General features: G+C 64.6%; 21 protein-coding genes. 14 read left to right on the forward strand and 7 right to left on the reverse strand.

Annotated features, from left to right (window positions below):
- Window positions 1-194: 194 nt before the first annotated feature.
- Entirely contained in the window at window positions 195-1,109 is a 915-nt protein-coding gene (locus QSV36_RS09575) for a LysR family transcriptional regulator (protein ID WP_289131353.1), read from the reverse strand.
- Window positions 1,110-1,315: 206 nt separating this feature from the next.
- Between QSV36_RS09575 and QSV36_RS09580 the strand changes: the two genes are divergently transcribed.
- The 14 genes from QSV36_RS09580 to ureG all read left to right on the forward strand — a co-directional run bounded on the left by QSV36_RS09580 (window position 1,316) and on the right by ureG (window position 16,640).
- Window positions 1,316-2,338, forward strand: coding sequence for a zinc-dependent alcohol dehydrogenase family protein (locus QSV36_RS09580; protein WP_289131354.1), 1,023 nt, complete (start codon window positions 1,316-1,318; stop codon window positions 2,336-2,338).
- 510 nt (window positions 2,339-2,848) lie between these two features.
- The gene (locus tag QSV36_RS09585) at window positions 2,849-4,234 is read left to right on the forward strand and encodes a hypothetical protein (protein WP_289131355.1); all 1,386 of its coding nucleotides are present in this window, start codon (window positions 2,849-2,851) and stop codon (window positions 4,232-4,234) included.
- Entirely contained in the window at window positions 4,234-5,589 is a 1,356-nt protein-coding gene (locus QSV36_RS09590; RefSeq protein ID WP_289131356.1) for a GntR family transcriptional regulator, read from the forward strand. Before QSV36_RS09585 ends, QSV36_RS09590 begins: the two co-directional genes overlap by 1 nt.
- Before the next feature lie 144 nt (window positions 5,590-5,733).
- Window positions 5,734-7,383, forward strand: a complete 1,650-nt coding sequence (locus QSV36_RS09595; protein WP_289131357.1) for a VRR-NUC domain-containing protein — start codon at window positions 5,734-5,736, stop codon at window positions 7,381-7,383.
- On the forward strand, window positions 7,380-9,653 hold the full coding sequence (locus tag QSV36_RS09600) for an ATP-dependent DNA helicase (protein ID WP_289131358.1): 2,274 nt from the start codon (window positions 7,380-7,382) through the stop codon (window positions 9,651-9,653). Before QSV36_RS09595 ends, QSV36_RS09600 begins: the two co-directional genes overlap by 4 nt.
- A gap of 234 nt (window positions 9,654-9,887) precedes the next feature.
- A complete protein-coding gene (locus QSV36_RS09605) occupies window positions 9,888-10,802 on the forward strand; it encodes a site-specific integrase (protein WP_289131359.1) in 915 nt (304 codons plus the stop codon).
- A gap of 275 nt (window positions 10,803-11,077) precedes the next feature.
- Window positions 11,078-11,911 (forward strand): urease accessory protein UreD, encoded by an 834-nt coding sequence (locus QSV36_RS09610; protein ID WP_289131360.1) that lies wholly within the window; start codon window positions 11,078-11,080, stop codon window positions 11,909-11,911.
- A 9-nt stretch (window positions 11,912-11,920) separates the two neighbouring features.
- Complete coding sequence (locus tag QSV36_RS09615) at window positions 11,921-12,223, forward strand: urease subunit gamma (RefSeq protein ID WP_186674355.1); 303 nt, start codon at window positions 11,921-11,923, stop codon at window positions 12,221-12,223.
- A gap of 19 nt (window positions 12,224-12,242) precedes the next feature.
- Window positions 12,243-12,560 carry an urease subunit beta gene (locus tag QSV36_RS09620; protein ID WP_289131361.1) on the forward strand — a complete coding sequence of 106 codons (318 nt, stop codon included), beginning with the start codon at window positions 12,243-12,245 and terminating at the stop codon, window positions 12,558-12,560.
- Window positions 12,557-14,260 carry an urease subunit alpha gene (ureC, locus tag QSV36_RS09625; protein WP_289131362.1) on the forward strand — a complete coding sequence of 568 codons (1,704 nt, stop codon included), beginning with the start codon at window positions 12,557-12,559 and terminating at the stop codon, window positions 14,258-14,260. The genes QSV36_RS09620 and ureC overlap by 4 nt, the downstream gene beginning before the upstream one ends.
- Before the next feature lie 10 nt (window positions 14,261-14,270).
- The gene (ureE, locus tag QSV36_RS09630) at window positions 14,271-14,768 is read left to right on the forward strand and encodes an urease accessory protein UreE (protein ID WP_289131363.1); all 498 of its coding nucleotides are present in this window, start codon (window positions 14,271-14,273) and stop codon (window positions 14,766-14,768) included.
- A gap of 17 nt (window positions 14,769-14,785) precedes the next feature.
- Window positions 14,786-15,331, forward strand: coding sequence for a HupE/UreJ family protein (locus QSV36_RS09635; protein ID WP_289131364.1), 546 nt, complete (start codon window positions 14,786-14,788; stop codon window positions 15,329-15,331).
- Complete coding sequence (locus QSV36_RS09640; RefSeq protein WP_289131365.1) at window positions 15,331-16,005, forward strand: urease accessory protein UreF; 675 nt, start codon at window positions 15,331-15,333, stop codon at window positions 16,003-16,005. Before QSV36_RS09635 ends, QSV36_RS09640 begins: the two co-directional genes overlap by 1 nt.
- An 11-nt stretch (window positions 16,006-16,016) precedes the next feature.
- Window positions 16,017-16,640, forward strand: coding sequence for an urease accessory protein UreG (gene ureG, locus QSV36_RS09645; protein ID WP_003253923.1), 624 nt, complete (start codon window positions 16,017-16,019; stop codon window positions 16,638-16,640).
- Window positions 16,641-16,695: 55 nt separating this feature from the next.
- On the opposite strand, the gene QSV36_RS09650 is transcribed toward ureG, so the two are convergent.
- The 6 genes from QSV36_RS09650 to fapC all read right to left on the reverse strand — a co-directional run bounded on the left by QSV36_RS09650 (window position 16,696) and on the right by fapC (window position 24,171).
- Window positions 16,696-17,424 carry a DUF899 domain-containing protein gene (locus tag QSV36_RS09650; RefSeq protein ID WP_289131366.1) on the reverse strand — a complete coding sequence of 243 codons (729 nt, stop codon included), beginning with the start codon at window positions 17,422-17,424 and terminating at the stop codon, window positions 16,696-16,698.
- Window positions 17,425-17,519: 95 nt separating this feature from the next.
- Complete coding sequence (locus tag QSV36_RS09655) at window positions 17,520-19,721, reverse strand: LTA synthase family protein (protein WP_289131367.1); 2,202 nt, start codon at window positions 19,719-19,721, stop codon at window positions 17,520-17,522.
- Between the two features lie 135 nt (window positions 19,722-19,856).
- Window positions 19,857-21,137: a fibril amyloid transporter FapF gene (gene fapF, locus QSV36_RS09660; RefSeq protein ID WP_289131368.1), complete on the reverse strand. Its 1,281-nt coding sequence runs from the start codon at window positions 21,135-21,137 to the stop codon at window positions 19,857-19,859.
- A gap of 42 nt (window positions 21,138-21,179) precedes the next feature.
- Window positions 21,180-21,932 (reverse strand): fibril amyloid subunit FapE, encoded by a 753-nt coding sequence (gene fapE / locus QSV36_RS09665; protein ID WP_289131369.1) that lies wholly within the window; start codon window positions 21,930-21,932, stop codon window positions 21,180-21,182.
- 44 nt (window positions 21,933-21,976) lie between these two features.
- Window positions 21,977-22,657, reverse strand: a complete 681-nt coding sequence (gene fapD / locus QSV36_RS09670) for a fibril amyloid maturation endopeptidase FapD (RefSeq protein WP_289131370.1) — start codon at window positions 22,655-22,657, stop codon at window positions 21,977-21,979.
- Between the two features lie 62 nt (window positions 22,658-22,719).
- Window positions 22,720-24,171: an amyloid-like fimbrin subunit FapC gene (gene fapC, locus QSV36_RS09675; RefSeq protein WP_289131371.1), complete on the reverse strand. Its 1,452-nt coding sequence runs from the start codon at window positions 24,169-24,171 to the stop codon at window positions 22,720-22,722.
- Between the last annotated feature and the right edge of the window lie 40 nt (window positions 24,172-24,211).

Below are 24,211 nucleotides of genomic sequence, written 5' to 3' on the forward strand. Positions count from 1 at the left end.
AGGTTTCATATCGCCCTCAGTCCGCCCATCCTCATCAATAGCCTGCTTGGCCTCAGGCTGGGGGCATCCTTTTCAAACCATCCAATGCATGCCCTCAGATGCGCCCCCAATGTAGCAATCCGCTGGAAGTGAATGGAGCTCCATGGTTTGTGGAACGGCAGTAATGATCAACCGAACAGCCTGCCAGATGACGCCTAAAGACTGTCAGGATCGCCGAAGAACATCTGTATCCGCGACCGCAACCAGCGCTCAGCCGGGTCATTGTCCTGCGCCCCGCGCCAAGCCATGTGCAATTCGAAACTGCGCACATCCAGCGGGAGATCCTCGGCCCGCAACCCACCCGCTGCGGTCAGTGCATCGGCCGTGTAGTCCGGCACCGTGGCCACGATATCGGTGCCCGCCAGCAAGCTCCCCAGCCCGTTGAACTGCGGCACCGCCAGCACCACATGGCGCTTGCGGCCGATTTCCTCCAGGGCTTCGTCGATGAACCCCGACAGGTCACCGGCGAACGACACGAGTGCATGCGGCCGTGCACAGAAGTCATCCAGGCTGATGGTGCCAGGCACGCTGTCGGCGCGCAGCAGCTTCGGCATGCTGCGGCGCAGCACCTTGCGCTTGGCGTTGGCTGGCAGTTCGCTGGTGTAGCTGACCCCCACCGAGATCTCGCCCGAGGCCAGCAGCGTCGGCATCAGCAGGTAGTTGACCCGGCGCACCACCAGCACGATGCCCGGCGCTTCGGCACGGATACGCTTGAGCAACTGCGGCAACAGGGCGAATTCGGCATCGTCCGACAGGCCGATGCGGAACACCGCATTGCTGGTGGCCGGGTCGAATTCGGCGGCGCGGCTGACGGCGGTGGAAATCGAGTCCAGCGCGGGGGACAGCAAGGCGAAGATCTCATGTGCCCTGGCCGAGGGCTCCATGCTGCGCCCGGTGCGCACGAACAGCGGGTCGTCGAACAGGTTGCGCAGACGCGACAGGGCTGCGCTGATGGCCGGCTGGCCGAGGAACAGTTTCTCCGCGGCACGGGTCACGCTACGCTCGTGCATCAGCGTTTCGAACACGATCAGCAGGTTGAGGTCTACGCGACGCAGGTCGTTTCGATTCATCGGGGCGCTTCGCCTGAAAGGGGGCAGGGGTGAATCTTAAGGCCAAAGGCTGGTACCCTGCACGGGTTTACGGGGACCAATCGCAAGGAAAGTCAGGTGCCCAATCGATGACAAGCATGTCGACTATTAATGACCACTGATGGTCTAACCGGTAAAGCCCGGATAGAGTTCAGGGTAATTAGAGGTTCACAAAGGCGAGGTATGCGATGTCCCGCATGATCCGGTTCCACAAGTTCGGCGCTGCCGATGTGCTCCGTTGCGAGGAGCAGGCCGAACCGTCACCCGCTGTCGACGAGGTGCAAATCCGCGTCGAAGCGGTTGGCGTCAGCTGGTATGACGTGCTCTGGCGGCAGAACCTGGCCCCCTCCCAGGCACGCCTGCCGGCAGGCATCGGCCACGAAATGGCCGGGGTGGTGACTGCGGTTGGCGAAGGTGTCGAGGACATCGCGGTAGGCGACCGGGTGGCGAGTTTCCCGGCCACCAGTGCCAACCAGCACCCGGTTTACGGCGACGTGATCGTACTGCCACGTACCGCCATTACCCGCTACCCGGATGTACTCACACCGATCGAGGCCAGCGTGCACTACACGCCGCTGCTGATCGCCTATTTCGCCTACGTCGACCTGGCCCGGGCCAAGGCCGGGCAGACTGCGCTGGTCACCGACGCCAGCCATTGCGCCGGCCCGGCGTTCGTGCAACTGGGCAAGGCTCTCGGGCTGAAAGTGTTCGCCGCTACCAAGGAAGCGGAACAGCGTGAATACCTGCTGGGCCTGGGGGCTGACAAGGTGATCGTCACCGAAGAGCAGGATTTGCTGCTGCAGGTTGGCAAGTACACCGACGGCCGTGGCGTGGACATGGTCCTCGACGGCATGGGCGGGCCGCAGATGTCGCTGCTGGGCGATGTCCTGGCGCCGCGTGGCAGCCTGGTGCTGTATGGCCTGCAAGGTGGCAACCAGACACCGTTCCCGGCGTGCGCGGCGTTCCAGAAGAACATCCAGTTCTATGTGCATTGCATCGGAAACTTCACCGGCAAGCCGGAGCTGGGTATCAGCCAGGACCAGGTGGCGTTGCAGCGTGCCCTGCGCGATATCAACCAGTTCACTGCCGACCAGTTGCTGACACCGCAGATCATCAAGGTGTACCCCTTCGAGCAGGTGGTGGAGGCGCACCGCTACATGGACCAATGCCCGTGCGGCGGGCGTGTGGTGCTGGATATGGCGCATCACTGAGGGTTGTTCGAACGGTCAGGAAACCCGGGCAATGTCCCGGGTTTTTTTGTGCCTGGAGAATACTTCAACTATTAAAAACAGAAAATGCCTACAGCAACCAGCGAATCGGATTACTTGCAAACTGAATACCTCGGGATACCGAAATATCTTGCCAGGTTTTGTGGGGTTGCACTGTCGCTGCCTTGCGGTCAATGTGTTTTTCCGTTTTATCTGAATGGTTTTTATACCCTGATCTGTATCTTCTATTCGCTTTCCATCCCTCGATAATGGCCCGATGATAGTTTGCGCAAGGAGCGTGGGATGAGCAGTGCTATGCCCGAGCCAGGGCGGCATTTGGCAGTAGTGGACTGGCGTGCTGGTGCGTTCTTCTCGATGGCTTGGCGACAGTGAATGGTTACGTCATTACTTCCTTTTAGTTGTAGGAAATTTCTTCTGGAACCACCGAGGCATTGGCTCGAGCAAACTTCTGTTCGGCTTGCTTGAGGTGCTTGAAGTTGATGAGGTGATTTCGTGACTGCTATTCACGACCAGGCAATGCACTATATCTACCAGCAGGTGCTTGATCGCTTGCTGAGTAACATGTCCCAGGCCCAGCGTGCCTCCTTGCAGTTGCTGATACAACGGTTGCTGGTTGCCGCAGGCGGGCCCGAATACATCGGTACATTCCGCCTGCTGGTGCTGCAGGGCAGCGACCGCCGCAGTACGCGGCTGTTGGCCATGCTGCGTGCCGCGCAGTTGAGCATTGCCCTGCGGGCGCCGGTCACCTTCCAGTTGCGGGTGCTGGTGGTCAGCTTGCCGAGCGCGGACCGCGCTACGCTCGAAGGCCATGAACGCTGCTTCAGCGCCCTGTTCCTGCAGGATGACCAGCGGGTGCAGCTGGAGATGATCGAGGGGCGCGAGGTGGTGCCGTTCAGCTGTCGGCCTGCGGCTGTACGCGAACGTTGGCGGCAAGCGCGGGATGCCATGCTGGTGTTTGGCCACCTGGTCGATGCCAGGCCCGAAGCCTTGTTGGGTAGCCGCCTGCATCTCGAGTTGGCCGAAGCCGTGGGCCTTGCACTGCGCGACCAGGCGCCTGCCGACGTGCTGGTCACCGCTGTACCCGCGCGGCTGCGGCGCAAGTACCTGGCCTGGGCCCGGCGCAGCCTGCGCCTGGCAGGCGCGCACGGTTCGCAGCAGGTGCATCAGTGCCTGGCGACGCTGGCCCAGGGGTTGGGCTGGTTGCAAGGTACCGTCGACGGGGCGCTGGACGTGCAGGGCGAAGCGGCCGCAAGCGTTGTCACGGAAGAGGCGCCGGTGCGGGTGTTTGCCATCGACGACCTGCTGCCACACCTGCTGGATGTGCAACAGCTCGACGTGATGCTCGGCTGTCGCTTCGAGGGCGCCCGGGACGCCTGGCCATTGGCGGCGTTCACCGAGCCGTCGGCGTTGCTGCAATTGCACGAACTGTACGACCACAGCCTGGAACCCCAGGCCGGTCGACCTGCCTTGCGCCTGGCTGGCAAGCCTGGCGGCAGCCGCCACGGCGGTGTGCAGCCGATGCAGTTTGGCAAAGCCTACGGTATCAACCAGACCCAACTGGTGTGCGTACTGTTCAGGCCGTTTGCCAGGCAGGGGAGGAATCTCGAGCGGTTCCTGCAGTGCCGGCATGCCGACATGCTGGTGGCCTTGCCCTATCTGCACCGGGCCCTGCAGGGCAAAAGCTGCCCGGAGGCGGTCAAGGACTGGCTGGTCAACACCAGCGGCTTGCCGCTGGGGCAGCTGCGGGCGATCTATGGCGGGCGCTTGCGCCTGACGACCTGGCGCCTGATGAGCAACCTGGCGCAACGCGATATCCACCTGCGCTGGATGCCGCGCTGCGCGCCAGGGCAGCGGCGTGATGCGGCGAGGCAGCCCTGATGGCGCGGGCTGTTCGCGGCGAGTTTGCCTATCGCAAGGTTTACCGTTACCTGATAGCGCTGATCGACGAGGCGCCGGCTGCGGGCACATGCCGCTTACCGTCGCTGCGCGCGCTGTCGAGCAGGCTGAGGGTATCGCTGGCCACCGTGCAGAGCGCCTACAACCTGCTGGAAGAGGAGGGCCGGGTACAATGCCTGCCGAGATCCGGTTATTACATACAAGATGCTGCCACGCATGCAACTGTGGCCATGTCGCGCCAGGTGCCATTGCCGGCACAACCAACGCTCGAACGTGCCCTGTTCAGCCATGAAAGGCGCCTGGCGCGCCAGCGCGCGCACAGTGCCACGGCCTGGGCAGAACTCGGCAGCGTCCGCCTGCGCAATGCGCTGGCAGCGCGTTATACCCGTTCCTCCGGCCAGTACTGGCGTGCCGAGGATGTACAGCTGGCCCCGGATGTTTCCGCGCTGCTGGAAACGTTGCTGGCAGCGCTGGCCTTGCAGGGGAAGACCGTACTGGTCCACTCGCCCTGCTGTCCGCAAGTGCTGCGCGCCCTGGAGCGCACCGGCATGCGGGTACTGGAGGTGCCGGCAGACCCACGCGGTAACCCGGACCTGCGTGGCTTGGCCCGGCTGCTGGAAAGCGAGCCAGTGTGCATGGTGGTCATGCCGTCGTGCCTTGGCATGCCACAGGGGCGTCTGGTCACGCCACACTACCAGCAGCAGTTGGGCGAACTGTTGGCCCGGCACCCGGTGTGGCTGCTGGAAAACGATCTGGACAGTGACCATTGTTACTGCGGGCCGCCGGCCAGGCGCCTGCGTGATTGGGCCGATCCGCGGTGGTTGCTGGTCATGGGGGCGTTCGAAGCTGTAATAGGGCCCGAAGCACCCTATGCCTATGTACTGGGGCAGGGGGCGGTGCTGGCCGGGGCGTTCGCCGAACGCGGGTTCCGGCTTGCGCCGCTGCGCCTGCAGGCGCTTGCCCAAATGCTGGGCAGGGGTGAGGTCGAGACCCAACTGGTCCGCTTGCGAACGGACCTGCAAAGGCGCGCGCAATGCCTGGCGCGTGCGCTGGAGCTGCAGTTCGGCCAGCGCGTGGTGCTGGAAATGCCCGAAGGCGGGCAGGCCCTATGGGTGCGTTTTCGCCAGCCGCTGGTCTGGGAGGGCATTGTCGCGGCCTTGGCTGGCTCGGCACTGCATGCGCTTCCTGGCGGGCAGTTCAGCCTGCACGGGCGGTATCAGCAGTACCTGGCACTGGCGTGGGTCGGCGAGCAGGCGGATGCCCTGCAACAGGCCGTGGAACGCCTGGCCCAGGCGCTGGATCTACGCTGCGGGCGGCCCGCCGGGATGACCGGTTGAGGGCCGCAGGAGCAGGGATGGAACTAAGCGGGGCGTTGCACAGCCGCCGCGTCGAGGGTTGGGCGTGGTACGACCTGCGGCACTTGTCAGTCAGCTCATCTGTATGTATAACCAGTATCCATTTCAACCGCCTGACCCAGCCCAGTGATCGCCCATTCCGTCGATGACCCGTTCTACTACCTGCACAACTTCCGCCAGGTAATGCAGTGGGTTGAACAACGCTACGCAGACCTGCTCGACGACCAGGAACTGGGTTTCATCCGCGCCTTCAGCCAGCTGGCCGTGCCGGCGCAGGCCCTGATGGTGCGCATGGTCATGCGCAAGGGCGAGCTGTTTCGCAGTGACCGCCTCGACTACGCCGAAATCGGCGACACCTGGCAGGCACTGCAACCGCTGCTGGCCCTCGGCTGGGTGCAGGAGCCCGGGCAACTGGCGCTGGAACAGCTGTTCGCCCTGTTGCGCAAGGACGAGCTTGCCCGCTGTTTTACCCGCTACCTGAGCCGTCCGCGTGCTGCCAAGCATGACCTGCTGGCACAGCTGCAACCGCTGGGCCTGCAGGCCCGAGCACTGGCCGAGTGGTTCCCCGACAGTGGCCTGCGCATCCTCCAGTGGTGTCAGCAGCCCTTGTGTGACCGCATGCGTCTGCTGTTTTTCGGCAACCTTTATCAGGACTGGTCTGACTTCGTCCTCGCCGACCTGGGCCTGTTGCGCTATGAGCAGGTGCCATTCAGCAACGATTCGCGAGCCTTGCAGAAACGCGCCGAGGTCGATCTGGCCATGGCCTTGCACCAGTGCGCAGAGCGTCTGGAGCAGGGCGACGACCCGGGGGCGATCCTCACGGCTCTGCAGGGCCTGCACAGCGACAACCCGTGGCTGGCCCGGCGGCAGGCGCGCCTGCAATTCGCCCTGGGCCAGCAGTGCGAGCGCCAGGGTGACTGGGCGCAGGCCATGGCGGTCTACGCGCAATGCCAGCATGCCCAGGCGCGCATCCGCCAGGTGCGGGTGCTGGAGCGCAGCGAGCAATGGCCCGAGGCGCATGCCTTGGCGCTGCACATGGCGGCGACGCCGGCCAACGCACTGGAAGTGCAGGCGCTGGAGCGCATGTTGCCCCGCCTGGCCCGCAAGCTCGGCGGCCCGCCACAACCGCGCCAGCGTACGGCCGCCCTGGAACTGATCGAGCTGGAACTGCCGCGCGAGCACGCCGCACTGGGGGTGGAGGAGGCCGTACGCCAGCACCTGGCCGAGGACGGCGGGCCGGTGCATTACGTGGAGAACACACTGTTCAACAGCCTGTTCGGCCTGCTGTGCTGGGAGGCAATCTTCGCCCCGGTGCCTGGCGCGTTCTTCCACCCGTTCCAGGCCGCGCCCCAGGACCTGCATGACAGCGACTTCCAGGAACGGCGCAGCGCACTGTTCGAACGTTGCCTGGGGCGTCTTGACGACGGTAGCCATCACCAGGCCATTCTCGACTGCTATGCCACCAAGCAGGGCCTGCAGTCGCCCTTCGTGTTCTGGTCCATGCTCAGCGAGACGCTGCTTGAACAGGCGCTGGCCTGCCTGCCCGCAGCGCATCTGAAGCAGTGTTTCCTGCGCCTGTTGCAGGACATCCGTAACAACCGCGCCGGCATGCCCGACCTGATCCAGTTCTGGCCCGGGCAGGGCCGCTACCGCATGGTCGAGGTCAAGGGGCCCGGCGACCGCCTGCAGGACAACCAGTTGCGCTGGCTGGCGTTCTGCCGGGCCCACGGCCTGCCTGTCGCGGTGTGCCATGTGCGCTGGAGCGATACGCCGTGAGCTACAGCGTGGCGGTGCGCGCCTTGTGCGAATTCAGCGCCAAGGTCGGCGACCTGGACCTGCGCTTCACACCATCACCCACCGCCCAGGAGGGAATCGAGGGGCATCGGCGGGTTGTGGCACGGCGCGCTGCAGGCTACGAGTCGGAAATCGCCCTGGAAGGGCAGTTCGAAACCCTGAAGGTACGTGGCCGCGCCGATGGGTATGACCCTGCCAGCAATCGCCTCGAGGAGATCAAGACCCACCGTGGCGACCTGGCGCGCCAGCCGCCCAACCATCGCCAGTTGCACTGGGCGCAGGCCAAGGTCTACGGCTGGTTGCTGTGCCAGGCACGGCAACTGCCGGCCATCGAAGTGGCGCTGGTGTACCTGGACGTGGACACCGACGGCCAGACGCTGCTCAGCGAGCAGTGCACTGCCGCCGAACTGCAGGCCTTCTTCGAAACCCAGTGCCAACGCTTCCTGGCCTGGGCACAACGGCAGGAACAGCGCCTGGCCGAGCGTAACCGCAGCCTGCAGGCCTTGGGCTTTCCTTTTCCTGCGTTTCGCCAGGGCCAGCGCCAACTGGCAGAAACCCTGTACAAGGCGGTGAGCACCGGCCGTTGCCTGATGGCCCAGGCCAGCACCGGCATCGGCAAGACCCTCGGCACCTTGTTCCCACTGCTCAAGGCCATGGCGCCGCAGCAGCTGGACAAGCTGTTCTTCCTCACGGCCAAGACGCCGGGCCGGGCCCTGGCCCTCGATGCCCTGCAGCAGATCACCGATGCCACGCCGCAACCGGCCCTGCGCACGCTGGAGCTGATCGCCCGCGACAAGGCCTGCGAATACCCGGAAAAGGCCTGCCACGGCGAGTCCTGCCCGTTGGCGGCGGGTTTCTACGACCGCCTGCCCGCCGCCCGCGAAGCAGCGGCCGCGTTGCCGTTGCTCGACCGCGCACGGCTGCGTGACGTGGCCCTGGCGCACCAGGTGTGCCCGTACTACCTGGGCCAGGAAATGGCGCGCTGGGTCGACGTGCTGGTGGCGGACTACAACTATTATTTCGATGCCCACGCCTTGCTGTTCGGCCTGACCCAGGCCAACCAGTGGCGCGTAGCAGTGCTGGTGGACGAGGCGCACAACCTGGTCGAACGCGGGCGCGGCATGTACAGCGCCAGCCTCGACCAGGGCCAGTTGCTGGCACTGCGTCAGAGCAAGCCGCCTGGGCTGGTCAGTGCGCTGGACCGCCTGAACCGGCAGTGGAATGCGCTGTACAAGGCGCAGCGCGCGCCTTACCAAGCCAGCGAGGCGCTGCCGGAAGGGCTGTTGCGCGCACTGCAGCAGTGCATCGGGCTGATCCAGGAGCAGATGAACCAGGCGCCTGCGCAAGTCGACCCGCAGGTATTGCAGTTCTTTTACCAGGCCTTGCAGTTCAGCCGGGTCGCCGACCTGTTCGATGAGCACTTCCTGTTCGACATCAGCCAACGCCAGGGCCCGCGCAAGCGGCGGCTGGCCAGCCTGAGCCTGCGCAACGTCAACCCGGCGCGCCTTTTGGCCCCGCGCATGCAGGCGGCGCGCAGCGTGACGCTGTTTTCCGCCACGCTGAGCCCGCGGCACTTCTACAGCGACCTGCTGGGCATGCCGGCGGATACTGCCTGGCTGGAAGTGGCGGCGCCGTTCCGCGCCGAACAGCTGCAAGTCCGCATCGCCAGCCAGGTGTCGACCCGCTACCAGCAACGCCAGGCCTCGCTGGCGCCGATCGTCGAGCTGATGGCCGAGCAGTATGCGCGAATGCCCGGGAACTACCTGGCGTTCTTCAGCAGTTTCGAGTACTTGCAGCAGGTGGCTGCACTGCTGGCCGAGCAGCATGCGGGCATTCCCCTGTGGTGCCAGGAACCCGGTATGGACGAAGCCGCCCGCCAGGGTTTTCTCGACCGCTTCGTAGCGGATGGCCGTGGCGTCGGTTTTGCCGTCCTCGGTGGTGCCTTCGGCGAGGGCGTGGATTTGCCCGGCACGCGGCTGATCGGCGCGTTCGTCGCCACGCTCGGGCTGCCGCAGGTAAACCCGGTCAATGAACAGTTCAAGCAGCGCCTGGGGCGGCAGTTCGGTGCGGGCTTCGATTACGCCTATCTCTACCCGGGCGTACGCAAGGTGATCCAGGCGGCGGGCCGGGTTATCCGCGGTGACCAGGACCGGGGCGTGCTGGTGCTGATCGACGAACGTTTCGCCGAGCCCCGGGTACAGCAGATGTTTCCGGGGTGGTGGCCAATGGCCGAGCAGCTGGGTGCTGGTTAACCCGCATGCCACTGCCTGGGCAGCCCGGTTGATTCGGTCAGGAGGCTGCATTTGCGGTAAGATCACGACCCGTGCCAGCTGCAAACGCCTTGTATATCAAGGTGATGGCACTTCTCCGGCTGATCATGAGTTGCCTACGGCGCTGTCATGTCGCCTCGTCTATCTGTCGTTTTGGCTTGCTTCAGGGGCTGGCGTGGTTCGCCATTGCCAACGCTTCGCTACAGGATTCACGTTTTGTCCGATCTCTCGAAAAACCCGCTGCTGCAGTACATGGCCCGCCTGGCCCCATCCAGCCAGCAAACCATGCGCTACATTCTCCAGGACGCCGCCGATCGGCTGGGTTTTGTCGATTGCAATATCGTCGATGTGCCCTGGCACCGGCTCGAGCCTGGCCACGTGATCGCCCTGGTCGCGGCCCTGCGCACCGACGGTTATGCGCCCAACAGCTCGTCGCTGTACGTCAATGCCATCCGCGGGGTGGTGAACGAAGCCTGGCGCCAGGGACTGATCGAACATGAACAGTTGTTGCGCATTCGCGAGGTCAAGCCGGACAGTGGCAGCCGCCTGCCACCGGGGCGCAACCTGCGGCGTAGCCTGATTCGCGAGTTGATGGATGTGTGTGCGGCCGACCCTCGGCCACAGGGCGTGCGCGATGCGGCGATCATCGCCTTGCTTTACGGTACCGGCATGCGCAAGTCCGAATCGGTGGACATCGACCTCGACCAGGTCGACTTCGAGGCGCGTAGCCTGCAGGTGCTGGGCAAGGGCAACCGCCAGCTGATCAAGTATGCGCCGCCCTGGGCGTTCGAGAAGTTGCAGGCGTGGCTCGACCTGCGCCGCCAGGACCTGCCGGCAGGCGCCGAGGACGACCCGTTCCTGTTCAACCGCATCCGCCGTGGCAGCCACATCACCCGGGCGCGTATCACCAAGCACGCCATCTATTACATCGCCCGCCAGCGGGGTGCCCAGGTTGGGGTGAAGATCATGCCACATGACTTTCGCCGGGCATTCATTACCCGGGTGATCGAAGAGCACGACCTGTCGATCGCGCAGAAGCTGGCGCACCACGCCAATATCCAGACCACGGCCATCTATGACCGGCGCGATGACAACGAGCGCCGGCGCGCAGTGGACCGCTTCGACTACTGATTGTCCTGCCGGTTGACGCGTGCCGCGTAGTAGCACTCTGCTAGAGCACCTGAACAGGGCCCGATCGCGCCCCCGCTTTGTGCGCCAGCCTCCCGTATGCCCGATACCAGAGCGGCTGGCGCAGAGGTTTCATCTTCATTCATCTGCGGAGTTGGCCCGCAACCTGCTATATCCAGCCTGAGAATTTTGATCGAGTGGTCAGGCCGCGCGCGTTTTCACCGCGCATGCCGGGCCCTCTAAACGGCCAGCAGGCCACGGATTTCAGGGGCCGCAGGATGTCGCTCGCGGAGCAGATCGAACAACCACAAGACGATGCAGGCTGGAGCGCCTACCTGCAATTGCGCTTCGTCAGGCGCGACGCGGCGACCCGCCTTGGTGCGTGGCGGCATTTCGGACCTCTTTTGGTGCAGCGGCCATTTCATCCTGAAGGCGCGCCGTGCCATGTCTACGTGCTGCATCCGCCCGGCGGGGTGGTCGCCGGCGACCGCCTGGAGCTGGACATCCAGCTGGAGCCCGGCAGTCATGCCTTGCTGACCATGCCCGGCGCCAGCAAGTTCTACCGCAGCATCGGCCCGACCGCACGGCTGACCCAGCGTTTCCACCTGGCTGCCGACAGCACGCTGGAGTGGTTGCCTCAGGACAGCATCTTCTTCTGCGGTGCCCGCGCCAGCCTCGACAGCCGCTTCACCCTCGAACCCGGGGCGCGCCTGCTGGCGTGGGAAACCTTGTGCCTGGGGCGGCCGGTGATGAACGAGCGTTTCGACCACGGCGCCCTGGACAGCCGCCTGTGCATCGAATTGCCTGGTGAGGTCGGCCTGCATGAGCGCCTGCGCCTGGAAGGCGGGCACCTGGCCAAGCTTGGCGGGCATCCGTTGGTGGCCACCTTCTGCGCCGCACCTGCCGACCAGGCCTTGCTGGAACAGGTGCGCCCGCTACTCGAACAACTGGGCAACCTGGCCGGCGCGACCCTGCTCGGGTCGTTGCTGGTGATCCGCCTGCTCGACCATGACAACCAACACCTGCAACGCACCCTGCAACGCCTGTGGCATGTGCTGCGCCCGGCCGTCCTCGGCCTGCCAGCCTGCCCCCCGCGTATCTGGGCCACCTGAGAGAGCGCCATGGAGCTGACCCCGAGAGAGAAAGACAAACTGCTGCTGTTCACCGCCGCGTTGCTGGCGGAGCGGCGCCTGGCCCGTGGCTTGAAACTCAACTACCCGGAAGCGGTAGCGCTGATCAGTGCCGCGGTGCTCGAAGGCGCTCGCGATGGCCGCAGCGTGGCCGAACTGATGAGCCTGGGGCGCGAAGTGCTGACCCGCGAGCAGGTGATGCCGGGCATTGCCGAAATGCTCCACGACGTGCAGGTCGAAGCAACCTTCCCGGATGGCACCAAGCTGGTGACCGTGCATGACCCCATCGTCTGAACAAGCCCAGGAGCCCCGCATGATCCCAGGTGAAATCCAGGTCGCCGACGGCGACATCGAGCTGAACGGCGGCCGCGCGACGGTCAGCGTCAGCGTGGCCAACCATGGCGACCGGCCGGTGCAGGTCGGCTCGCACTATCACTTCTATGAAGTCAACCAGGCGCTGGTGTTTGACCGCGCGCCGACCCTGGGCTTTCGCCTGGACATTGCCGCTGGCACCGCCGTGCGCTTCGAACCGGGCCAGGCGCGCACCGTGCAACTGGTGGCCTACGCCGGCAAGCGCGAGGTATATGGCTTTCAGGGCAAGGTGATGGGTGCGCTGGAGGGCAAGGCATGAGCCGTATTTCACGCCGGGCCTATGCCGACATGTTCGGCCCCACCGTGGGCGACCGCGTGCGCCTGGCCGATACCGCGTTGTGGGTCGAGGTCGAGCAGGATTTCACGATCTATGGCGAAGAGGTCAAGTTCGGTGGCGGCAAGGTCATCCGCGATGGCATGGGGCAGGGCCAGATGCTGGCCGCCGAAGCCATGGACCTGGTTTTGACCAATGCCCTGATCATTGACCACTGGGGCATCGTAAAGGCCGATATCGGCATCAAGCATGGGCGCATCGCGGTGATCGGCAAGGCCGGTAACCCCGATGTGCAGCCGGGGGTCACAGTGCCGGTGGGGCCCGGTACCGAGGTGATCGCGGCCGAGGGCAAGATCGTCACCGCAGGCGGCGTCGATTCGCATATCCATTTCATCTGCCCGCAGCAAGTGGACGAGGCGCTCAACAGCGGTGTCACCACCTTCATCGGCGGCGGCACCGGGCCGGCCACTGGCACCAACGCCACCACCTGCACGCCCGGCCCCTGGTACCTGGCGCGCATGCTCCAGGCCGCCGACAGCCTGCCGATCAATATCGGCTTGCTGGGCAAGGGCAACGCTTCGCGGCCCGAAGCCCTGCGCGAGCAGATTGCTGCCGGCGCCGTGGGCCTCAAGCTGCACGAGGACTGGGGCTCGACACCGGCGGCGATCGACTGCTGCCTGGGGGTTGCCGAGGAAATGGACATCCAGGTGGCGATCCACACCGACACCCTCAACGAATCCGGCTGCATCGAAGATACCCTGGCGGCGATTGGCGAGCGCACCATCCATACCTTCCATACCGAAGGCGCCGGCGGGGGGCATGCGCCGGACATCATCCGCGCGGCGGGGCAGGCCAACGTGTTGCCGTCCTCGACCAACCCGACCTTGCCGTACACGGTCAACACCGTGGACGAGCACCTGGACATGCTCATGGTCTGCCACCACCTGGACCCGAGTATCGCCGAGGACGTGGCCTTTGCCGAGTCGCGCATCCGCCGCGAGACCATTGCTGCAGAGGACATCCTCCACGACATGGGCGCCTTTGCCATGACGTCGTCCGACTCACAGGCCATGGGCCGGGTGGGCGAAGTGGTGCTGCGCACCTGGCAGGTCGCCCACCAGATGAAGCTGCGCCGGGGGCCACTGGCGCCGGACAGCAGCTACAGCGACAACTTCCGGGTCAAGCGCTACATCGCCAAGTACACCATCAACCCGGCGCTGACCCATGGCATCGGCCACGAGGTGGGCTCGGTGGAAGCGGGCAAGCTGGCCGACCTGGTGCTGTGGTCACCGGCATTCTTCGCGGTCAAGCCGGCGCTGGTGATCAAGGGCGGGATGATCGTCACCGCGCCCATGGGCGACATCAACGGCTCCATCCCCACGCCACAACCGGTGCACTACCGGCCGATGTTCGGCGCCTTGGGCGCGGCGCGGCATGCCACGCGCATGACCTTCCTGCCGCAGGCGGCGATGGACCGCGGCCTAGCCGAACAACTCAACCTGCGCAGCCTGATCGGCGTGGCCCATGGCTGCCGCCGCGTGCGCAAGCCCGACATGCTCCACAACACCCTGCAACCGCTGATCGAAGTCGACGCGCAGACCTACCAGGTGCGTGCCGATGGTGAACTGCTGGTATGCGAGCCGGCCCGCGAACTGCCGCTGGCCCAGCGCTATTTCCTGTTCTGAAGGAGGACCGATGATTGTCTTGACCCGCCGAATCACCGAACCCGGCCCGCTGGGCGAAACCGGCAGCGTCACCCTTGACGTGGACAGCCGGATCAAAAGCCGCCTGCGGGTAACCCTCGACGATGGCCGCGAAGCCGGGCTGATGCTTGAGCGTGGCCACCTGCTACGCGGCGGCGAGCTGCTGGCCGATGCCGAAGGTACCCAGCTGATCCGCGTGCTGGCGGCGCCCGAGGCGGTGTCCACGGTACGCTGCGCCGACCCGCACCTGCTGGCACGCGCTGCCTATCACCTGGGCAACCGCCATGTGCCGCTGCAGATCGAACCCGGCCTGTTGCGCTTCCAGCATGACCATGTGCTCGACGACATGCTGCGTGGCCTGGGCCTGGCGGTGGAGGCCGAGCAAGCGCCGTTCGAACCGGAGGCGGGCGCCTATCAGAGCGCACCGCATAGCCATAGCCATGGTCATGCGCACGATCACCCGTTCGTGCGCTTGCCCGCCCATTCCTGAACTGCCTGGAGCAACCGATGAAAAAGACTTTCGCCCTGTTTCTGCTGATGCTGGCGCTGCCAGCCTTCGCCCACCCGGGCCACGACAGCCAGCCGCTGCAGGATGGCTTGCTGCACCCGCTGACCGGCCTTGACCACCTGCTGATGTTGCTCGGCACCGGCGTGCTTGCCGCCTTGACCCGGCGCAGCCTGGCGCTGCCTGCGGCTACCTTGGCTGCCATGTTCGGCGGTGCGCTGTGTGGTCATCTGTTCGGCGACGTATTGGGCATGGAAACCCTGATCGCCGTGTCGCTGCTGGTGGCTGCCGCCGCCGTGTTGCTACCCGCTCGGCAACTGCTGCTGGCCATGGCCATGCCAGTGTTCGCCCTGTTCCATGGCTGGGCCCATGGCGTGGAAGCGACGCCAAGCGCGTTCTGGCAGTTCAGCGCCGGCTTTGTCACCGTCAGCGGGTTGCTGCTGGCGGCCGGCTTTGCCCTCGGTTGCCTGTTGCGCCGCCACAGCGGCCTGCAGAAAGCCTTTGGCGGCGGCCTGCTGGCTGGCGCCGCGCTGGTGCTGGCCGGTTGATGGACAGCGACCTGGCGTTGCTGCGCCTGCTGCAGTTGGCCAGCCCCGGCTTGCCGGTGGGCGGCTTTACCTATTCGCAGGGCCTGGAATGGGCGGTCGAGGCGGGCTGGGTGCGGGGCGTGGACGGTTTCGCTGCCTGGCAGCGTGAACAGGTCGACGACACCCTGGCCGGGCTCGACTGGCCGGTGCTGGCGCGCCTGTACCAGGCCTGCCAGGCCGAGGACGCCGAGGCCTTCGGCCGCTGGAGCCGTTTTTTGCTGGCCAACCGCGAAACCGCCGAGCTGCGCCTGGAGGAGCAGCAACGTGGCGCTGCACTGGCACGCCTGCTCGATGGTTGGCAGCTGGGCCAGGCACCGGCGTGGCGCGCCAGCCTCGAACTCACCCAACTGGGCGGCATGGCCTGGTTGGCCGTGCACTGGGCAATCCCGCTACGCCAGTTGGCTTTGGGCCATGGCTTTGCCTGGCTGGAGGGCGCGGTAATGGCCGGGGTCAAGCTGGTGCCGTTCGGCCAGCAGGCTGCCCAGACCTTGCTGCGCGATCTGGGCACAGGTTTGCCGGCCGCCCTTGATCAGGCCTTGGCCCTGGGCGATGACCAGCTCGGCAGTGGCCTGCCGTTGTTGGCCATTGCCTCGTCGCGTCACGAAACCCAATACACCCGTTTGTTCCGTTCTTGAGGACTGCCTGCATGCAAAGCTATCAACAACCCCTGCGCGTCGGTGTCGGCGGCCCGGTCGGCTCCGGCAAGACCGCATTGCTCGAGGCCTTGTGCAAGGCCATGCGTGACCACTACCAGATCGCAGTGGTGACCAACGATATCTACACCAAGGAAGACCAGCGCATTCTTACCGAAGCCGGCGCCCTTGAACCGGAGCGCATTGTCGGCGTGGAGACCGGCGGCTGCCCGCACACGGCGATACGCGAGGACGCCTCGATGAACCTGGCGGCGGTCGAAGCGCTGGCGCGCAAGTTTGGCAACCTGGAGGTGATTTTTGTCGAAAGTGGCGGTGACAACCTCAGCGCCACGTTCAGCCCGGAGCTGGCGGACCTGACCATCTACGTGATCGACGTGGCCGAAGGCGAAAAGATACCGCGCAAGGGCGGCCCGGGGATCACCAAGTCGGACTTCCTGGTCATCAACAAGACCGACCTGGCGCCTTATGTAGGGGCGTCGCTGGAGGTGATGGAGCGCGATACCCAGCGCATGCGCCCGCAGCGGCCTTGGACTTTCAGCAACCTGAAGAAGGGCGAGGGGTTGCAGGCGGTGATCGATTTCATCGTCGAGCGCGGCATGCTGGGTGTACGCGCATGATGTGACTGCTTGCAGGGGCGGCTCTCTCGCGGCACACGGCCGCTCCTGCAGTGGGTCATTCATGGCAGCAATGGCCTGGCGCTGCTTGCCCTTCATAGCGGTCATGGTGCCGGACCCAGTCCATGGTTCCGCCTTCATTGCGCCCCAGTGGCGCAATGTCGAGAAAGTTGTAGGTATTGACCAGGATATCCAGCCCGCGCGCATAGGTGGAGTAGGTGTGGTACACACTACCATCCGGCTCCCGGTAGAACGCGCTCAGCCCGGGCAACTCGCTTTCTTCGCCGTCATACGGCGCGTAGTTGTACTGGCGCTGGCCTTCGTGGCCGACACTCACCCCGAAGTCCTCGTTGAAGCTGCTGCCATGTGACGAATACCAGGCAAACCGCCAGCCCATGCGCTGGCGGAACGCCTGGAATTGCGCATAGGGTGCCCGCGACACGGCTACCAGCGACACATCGTGGTGCGCCAGGTGCAGGTTGGCGCCGTCAAAATGGTCGGCGAGGAACGAGCAGCCGTGGCAGCCTTCGATCCAGCCCTCGGCGAACATGAAGTGGTAGACCAACAGCTGGCTGCGGCCGGCAAACAGGCCGGCCAGGTCCAGTTCGCCGTCGGGCCCGTGAAAGCGATAGTGCTGCTCGACCTTTACCCAGGGCAAGGCACGACGCGCTGCGGCCAGCGCGTCGTGATGGTGGGTCAAGGCCTTTTCGTGCAGCCACAGCTGCTGGCGTGCCGCCAGCCACTGGCTGCGGGAAACCACCGGGTGCCTGCTTTCGCTGGTGCTCATGGTGCTGTCTCCACGTCAGGGGTTCACACACTGGTCGAGCACCGGCGGCCGTAATCGACAGGCAATACCTGCAGCCCGATGAGCGGCATCGATAGTCATCCCGAATGGGCAATATGCCCGTCGGCCATTTCGTCCGCGACGTCATCCTCGCCGGGCAGCGCGGTAATCACGCTGAAGTCGCTCACCTCGACCTGACCACCGCCATAGCCCAGCAAGTGGAAGGAAAACGCCTTGCGCGCGGTCGGGTTGTCAAAGCCGAACTCCATTTCCAATGGCTCATCGGCGGTGACTTTCATCTGCTCAGGCAAGCCCAGCGGAACGTCCTGTTCCGACTGCTTGGCCTTGAGCTGGATATAGGCGGCGCGCTTTGGGTCCAGCGAGCGCACCTTGACCCGCACGCGGGTGTGCGTGCCCTCGGGCATTTCCAGGTATTGTGCCCCGATCAGGTTGTCGGCCCAGTCATCGTGGATGCGCTTGCGCAGGCGGATGGGTGAGGGGCCACCGAACTGGTAGCGCAGGTTCAGCGGCGTGTGTTGCAGGGATTGGTCGAGCACCCCGGCCAGCGCTGCGATCTGCTGGCCGAGCAAGCTGTCGCCCGGCCCAAGGTAGCGCGCCCGGTCGGCGATGAAACCCTCGCTGGCATAACGCCGGCAGCGCTGCTGAAAGTCACATTCTGTGAACACGCCTTGGCCGTCGTGATAGCGCAGCATGCTGTTGGTGTACGAGATCATTTCGCGACCGCTGTCATAGTCGCGGTAAAGTGAGCGTCCACCCAGCGCCATGGGGATGGGCAGGGCAAAGTAGTCCAGCAGCGAGGCCGCCAGGTCGACATGGCCGTAGGTGCCACGCTTGATCCGTGGCAACTGCGCCTGTTCCGGCGCCAGGGTGAGGTTGAAGCCCCACGACGAGGCCAGGCGCACGCCATCGATACCATGGGATTCATCGGAGGTGATGACCACCAGGGTATCCTTGAGCACGCCCTGGCGCTCGAGGCTATCGAGGAAGGCACCCAGCGCGTCATCGAGGTAGGCGACGGCTGCCTGTTTCGGTGTGTCGTAGCGCTCGAGGTATTCGGCAGGGGCCGAGTAGGGCTGGTGGGTGCCCACGGTGAGCAGGGTCAGCATCCAGGGCTTGTCCTGCTTCTGCAACTGGTCGACATAGCCCAGGGCACCTTCGAAGAAGGCCCGGTCGTCCTTGCCCCAGGGAAACTCCAGGTAGTTGCTGTTGCGGAACCATTCAACACCCTGCACTGCATCAAAGCCGATGTGCGGCATGATGCGGTCCTTGGCCATGAAGCGCAGGCCGGCCCCCTGCAGATAGTGGGTGGTGAAGCCGGCCTGGCGCAGCTGCGCCGGCAGGCAGGCCTGGTTGCGTTCGTTCTGGGTCAGCAGCTCGACCCCCTTGGGTGTGCCGTTGGCCAGCTTGTCGTAGTCGCCACAAAGCATGGCATACAGGCCACGGATGGTCTGGTGGGTGTGCAGCACATAGTCCGGGGTGTTCATGCCGCGTTCGGCCCAGTGGCTGAGCCTGGGCATCAGCTCTGTGTCGAAGCGGCTGTGCAGGGCCTGGCGGTTAGGCCGCAGGTAGGCACCGGGGATCCCTTCCAGGGTGATGAGCAGCAGGTTGCGGGCCGTGCCCGGCCCGGCGAGCAGGCGCTGGCCATGCAGGTCGGATTGGGTCAGGCCATTGCTGGCCAGCGGCGTGAAGGTTCGTGTCTGCCCTGTCCAGGCCTCGACGTGGCGCTGCAGATCGCCGACGGCGGCCGACATCAGTTGATGGGGGAGGTTGTACAGGCGCCATTGCTCGGCATCGGCAGGTGCCAGTTGCTGGCTGCCCCAATGGCCAGCGAACAGCAACAGCGGAATGGCCCAGGCCTTGCGCGGCAGCGGCCGGCTCGGGTGAGTGCGGTGACGCCAGCTGCTGACCAGCCAGGCCAGCAGGCCGATGCCCAGCGCCCAGGGCAGCCAGGCATGGGCCAGGCCACCGCCAGTCGAATTCTCCATGAACTGCGGGTCGGCCAGGTAGGCCAGGTCGGCGCTGGCAGGCAGCCTGCCCACCGCACTCACCAGTTCAGCCGAGGCCACCCACAGGGCGGCCCATGCCAGCAGCACGGGCAAGGCCAGCCACCAGGGCCGGCGGTACAGCAGCAATACCAGGACGCTGCCGAGGGCCATGTCGGACAGGTAACCGAGCGGGTTGGACCAACCCAGCATGGCGCGCGTACCCAGTGGGATCACCAGGACCAGGGTTGCCAGTGCGGCAAGCCGGGTAGGCAGGTGGTCTGACAGGTTCTTCACAAAAAATTCCCTTTTGCCATCAAAACGTCATACATCTGTGCTGGATGATAACAGCCTGGGCCAGGGAACACGTTTCGCTACACGCCTGGTAACCAAAGTCCGAGCCGCGCGCACGGGCCCGGACGATGGCAAGTATCAGAAGTAATACGGGAATTTCAGGCTGAAGGAAAAGTCCGGCGCATCATCGGTCAGACCAATGGACAGGTTGGGCACGATGGTCAGGTTGTCGGTGGCGGCGAAGGTCATGCCGATGTTGAAGTTGGCGGCGTTGTAGTCGCTGTTGGAGATCGACTGCCAGTCGCCGCCATCCGGTTTGATCTTGCTCTTGCTGGCGAACTGGTCGGACACCGAGAACGACATGCTCATCTTCTCGTTGAGGGCAAAGGCGATACCGCCGCCGATCTGCCACGAGTCGCCCAGCTTCACGTCACCCGGCACTTTGCTGTTGACCTGCGGGCTGATGTCGCTGAACGAGTCTTGCATGTTGTAGGTGTAGGACAGGCTGCCGAACAGCACGGCGGGGTCGAAGGTCTTGACCAGCGAGATGCCTGGGGTGATCGCCCAGACGCCGTTGCCGGTCGGCAGGCTCTCGGGTACCGACAGGTTGTCGTTGCCGGGCACTTCGCGCAACTTGATGCCATACGGGTCCTTGCCAGTCGGGGCCTTGATGCGCAGAGTTGCCACGGCATCGGGCCAGGTCTCGTCTTCGTCGAGGAACTTGTAGGCGATGCCGACGTTGATGTCGCCTATTTCCGGGTCGCGGGTCACGGTAGCATCCGAAGTGTTCGCCCCGGCGCCACCTGCACCGCCGGACGAGTAAGTGGATTCGCGGTACACCACCGGGACATTGATATCGAACTGCCAACGCTGGGCGAGGTTGTAGCGCGCGGTCATGTCCAGGGTCCAGTTGTCGGCCTTGACCCGGTCGAGGTTGATACTGCCCAGGAAGATCGAGTCCAGCGCCAGGAAACCGTTCAGCACCAGGGCGCGGGTATCGTAGTGGGTATAGGTAATGCCGGTTTCGAAGCTGAACTTGCCACCGCCGAAAAAGCCGCTGGCCTCGTCATACAGGTTGGACACGCTCTGCGCCGGCTCGGAGTCGGCGGCCAGCGCCTGGCCGTAGGAACTGCCGCTGCTACCCGGCGCGCCGGAGGCGACGGTCTGTGCGCCCCTGACCCCTTCGGCAGGGGATTTGACCAGGCGTTTGGGCGGGGGCGCTGCCGGGGTTTCCTCGACCTGGCGCACACGTTGCTCCAGCACCATCAGCGCCTGTTGCTGGGCTTCGTAGCGGCGTTTGAGTTCGATCAGTTCCTGTTTGAGCGCCTCGACCTGCGGGTCGCTGGCGGCGAAAAGGAGGGTGGCCGGGGCCAGGGTGGTCAAGCAGACAATTGCTCTGAGCGTCATTGATCGGTGCATGGAGGTGCCGTCCCTTCCGACTGCCTTTGAACGTGAAGATCATCAGTATCCGAATGTGCGCAGGCCCTTGAGTTGGTCGAGGCTACCGTTCAACGACGCGGCGGTCGGTACGTTCTCGCGCATGACCACATTGAGGGAGGTGACGTTGTTGACCTGGTTGCCATTGCCAAGCAGCGTCGCGTTCTGCATCAGGCCGCCTTGCGCCAGCCGTTGCGCGCTGCTGCCCTGGTTGTTGCTGGCCTGGATGTTGAGTTGCACGCCCAAACCGGTCGACGAGATGCTCAGCGCGCCCGCGCCGTTCTCGCTGACCAGGGTCTGGCCGGCGGCCAGCACCTGGCCCTGCGGTTGCGTGGCTGGCGCCTGGTCAGCCTTGGTCACGTTGATGTCGACGTTGTTATAGGCCGTGTTGTTGTCGCCCGCCGCACGCACCACCTGGGTAACGCCCTCGGTGCTGCTGAGCCCGCCGCCACCGGTGACCGTGCCGGTGCCGGCCGACGAAGCACTGCGGGTGCCTGCGCCGGTAGCTTTTTCGTTCACCATCGAGACGTAGAACTGCGGCTTGATGGTCGACTGCTGGACCTGCAAGGTAGACGTCGCGCCGATTACTTCGCCATTGGCGTTCTGCCAGGTACTGGTCATGACAATGCCGAAACTGATGATGCGGCCCGGTAATACATAGCGTCCGCGCAACGCCGCCAGCTCCTGGTCCTTCAGTTCGATGGGCTTGAACGTTTCGCCATGGGTTGGCAGGCTGGCTGCCAGGCACACCACTGCGAGCCACAGTGAATTCTTCATGGGTGCTCCCCGGAGCGTCATGCTCCTTGTCGTTCGACGCGTCGTTAGAAGAAGTCGCTTTTGATGAAGCCGAAGTCCAGCAGCTCTGCGTCCTGCACCGGGGCGAAGTCGTTGACCCGGCCCTTGGCGGTCAGTGGCAGAGGCGGGTCGAGCAAGACGTTGTGCTTGTCGTAGCCCTGGCCGATCACGGCGAAGATGATGCCGTTCCAGCCTTTGAGAAAATCATCGACCCTGTAGCGTTTGTGGCCCAGTACCGGGTCACCGATGTACACCCAGCCCTTGTCGACCTTCTGCATGACCACGAAGTGCTTGTAGCCGCGCACGTCCATCAGCACCACGACCGGGATGCGTACGCTGTGCAGGGTCTCGGGCGCCACCCGGTAACCGCGGGCACGCATGCCGAGGCTTTCCACGTAGCGTTTCATGTCGAGCATCGAGAAGCCCTGTGTGCGGACCAGGTCCTGGTCGGCATGGGCCAGCATGCCTTCGATGATCTGTTGCTCGTTCACATCCAACCAGTAGGCCTGGCGCAGGATGGTGGCCAGTGCGGCGGCGCCGCAGCTGAAGTCGGTTTTCTGTTGCACCAGGTCGGCAAACTTGCGCTCGCGCACACTCTGGATGGGTTTGAATACCACCGCGCCGCCCGGCAGCACGGACAGCGGCATTTGTGCAGCCTCGCTCACGCTGGCCAGGAACAGCAGACACGCCAAGGCGACAATACGCATGATCGGATGCCTTCCCTTCGTCTTCAGAAGAGGCCCCCCGAAGGGGGCCTCAAGCACAGCGATCAGAACGAGGTGTTGGAAATGGCCAGCGAGTTGCTTTGCTGGTTGCCCACACCGGCCGCCACGTTCACGCCCAGGTTGCCGCTGCCGCCATTCACCGAACCGCTAAGGGTTGCAGTGTTGGTGACAGGGTTGGCCCAGCCGGTCGGGGTCAGCACTTGGAAGGACACGGTATTGCTCAAGTCGTAGGCACTGCTTTCGCTGTAGCTCTTCGACACGTCGTTCGAAGATTGCGACGACTTCTCGCCAGACTTTTCAAACGCCGATTCCGAGGCATTGGCGTACGACGATTCGTGAGCCTTTTCATACGAAGAGTCGCGAGACTTCTCGTAGCTCGATTGGCGAGTCTTGTCGTACGACGAGTCGAATGCCTTCTCGAACGATGCGTCATAGGCGCTTTCCTGCGAGCGGTCGACGTCCACGTTGAGCGAGGCATTGAGCGATGCATCGAAGCTGTCGGTGCGGGTGCGCTCACGGCGGCCGTCATCGGTGCTCAGGGTACGGGTAGCATCAGCTGCAGCGGCCAGGGTGGCGCTCAGGCTGGAACTGCTCGACGAACTGGCGTTGCCGGCCACCGAGCCACTGGCGTTCCAGCTGTTGGAGCCGCTGGCAGTGGCGCTGTGCGAACCGCTGGCGTTGGTGCTGCTTGAGCCGCTGGAACTCCAGCCATTGGAACCGCTGGAACTGGCGCTTTGCGAGCCGGCCACGCTGAAGCTCGAGGAGGCACTGCGGTCGTCGGTCGAGTTGAACGTGCCCTCACGCGAGCTCGAACCACTCTTGCTGGTGGTGAAGGTCAGCGTGTCCACCCGGTAGGTGCGGTCGGCGCCGTTGTTGACCACCAGCCCCGGGCCGTTCTGCTCGGCCGAGGCGGTGGCGGTGGCATTGCCCAGCGGAGCACCGGTGTTGGCGATGGCCATGGTGTTCTTCTGCTGGTTCAGGTCGCCACCGGCGATGTTGACGCCGACGTTGCCCTCTGCGCCATCGGCCGAGCCGGTCATCACCGCCGAGTTCTGGGTGGACCAGTTGTCAACGCGGTTGTTGTTGCTGAACTGGCGAACGTCGGCAGTGGCTTCGGCGGTACCGAACACGAAGCTGTTATCCAGGCTGGACTCGGACGATGCGTTGGCAATGGCCGCGGCGTTGTCCTGCTGGTTACCGTTACCGGCTGCCACGTTGACACCCACGTTGCCGCTGGCACCGGTGGCCGAGCTGCTCATCTCGGCTTCGTTGACGGTGCCCTGGTTGGTGATGGTGTTGCCGGTGCTGCGCTGGCTGTCAATGGCGTTGGCAGTGGCAAACACAGGGATCCTCGTGGGAGGAGGGGTGTGCTGCCCGTTATTGTGGTGACCGTTGTGGTGCCCGCCACTCCGGTCGTTCTGTTCAGCTTGTACAGCAACAGCCATGACCGCAGCAATTGCGAAAACCAGAGGCTTGATTGCCATCGAGGGTTTCATGGTGATTCTCCGTACGTTATCAGGTTAAGTGTCGTTCTTG

The sequence above is a fragment of the Pseudomonas sp. BCRC 81390 genome (assembly GCF_030341915.1).
Lineage (GTDB): Bacteria > Pseudomonadota > Gammaproteobacteria > Pseudomonadales > Pseudomonadaceae > Aquipseudomonas.

Bases quoted from the DNA above. Each gene is read 5' to 3' on its own strand.
- QSV36_RS09575 (WP_289131353.1), bottom strand. From the start codon at position 1,109: ATGAATCGAAACGACCTGCGTCGCGTAGACCTCAACCTGCTGATCGTG.
- QSV36_RS09580 (WP_289131354.1), top strand. From the start codon at position 1,316: ATGTCCCGCATGATCCGGTTCCACAAGTTCGGCGCTGCCGATGTGCTC.
- QSV36_RS09590 (WP_289131356.1), top strand. From the start codon at position 4,234: ATGGCGCGGGCTGTTCGCGGCGAGTTTGCCTATCGCAAGGTTTACCGT.
- QSV36_RS09610 (WP_289131360.1), top strand. From the start codon at position 11,078: ATGTCGCTCGCGGAGCAGATCGAACAACCACAAGACGATGCAGGCTGG.
- QSV36_RS09615 (WP_186674355.1), top strand. From the start codon at position 11,921: ATGGAGCTGACCCCGAGAGAGAAAGACAAACTGCTGCTGTTCACCGCC.
- QSV36_RS09620 (WP_289131361.1), top strand. From the start codon at position 12,243: ATGATCCCAGGTGAAATCCAGGTCGCCGACGGCGACATCGAGCTGAAC.
- ureC (WP_289131362.1), top strand. From the start codon at position 12,557: ATGAGCCGTATTTCACGCCGGGCCTATGCCGACATGTTCGGCCCCACC.
- ureE (WP_289131363.1), top strand. From the start codon at position 14,271: ATGATTGTCTTGACCCGCCGAATCACCGAACCCGGCCCGCTGGGCGAA.
- QSV36_RS09635 (WP_289131364.1), top strand. From the start codon at position 14,786: ATGAAAAAGACTTTCGCCCTGTTTCTGCTGATGCTGGCGCTGCCAGCC.
- QSV36_RS09640 (WP_289131365.1), top strand. From the start codon at position 15,331: ATGGACAGCGACCTGGCGTTGCTGCGCCTGCTGCAGTTGGCCAGCCCC.
- ureG (WP_003253923.1), top strand. From the start codon at position 16,017: ATGCAAAGCTATCAACAACCCCTGCGCGTCGGTGTCGGCGGCCCGGTC.
- QSV36_RS09650 (WP_289131366.1), bottom strand. From the start codon at position 17,424: ATGAGCACCAGCGAAAGCAGGCACCCGGTGGTTTCCCGCAGCCAGTGG.
- fapF (WP_289131368.1), bottom strand. From the start codon at position 21,137: ATGCACCGATCAATGACGCTCAGAGCAATTGTCTGCTTGACCACCCTG.
- fapE (WP_289131369.1), bottom strand. From the start codon at position 21,932: ATGAAGAATTCACTGTGGCTCGCAGTGGTGTGCCTGGCAGCCAGCCTG.
- fapD (WP_289131370.1), bottom strand. From the start codon at position 22,657: ATGCGTATTGTCGCCTTGGCGTGTCTGCTGTTCCTGGCCAGCGTGAGC.
- fapC (WP_289131371.1), bottom strand. From the start codon at position 24,171: ATGAAACCCTCGATGGCAATCAAGCCTCTGGTTTTCGCAATTGCTGCG.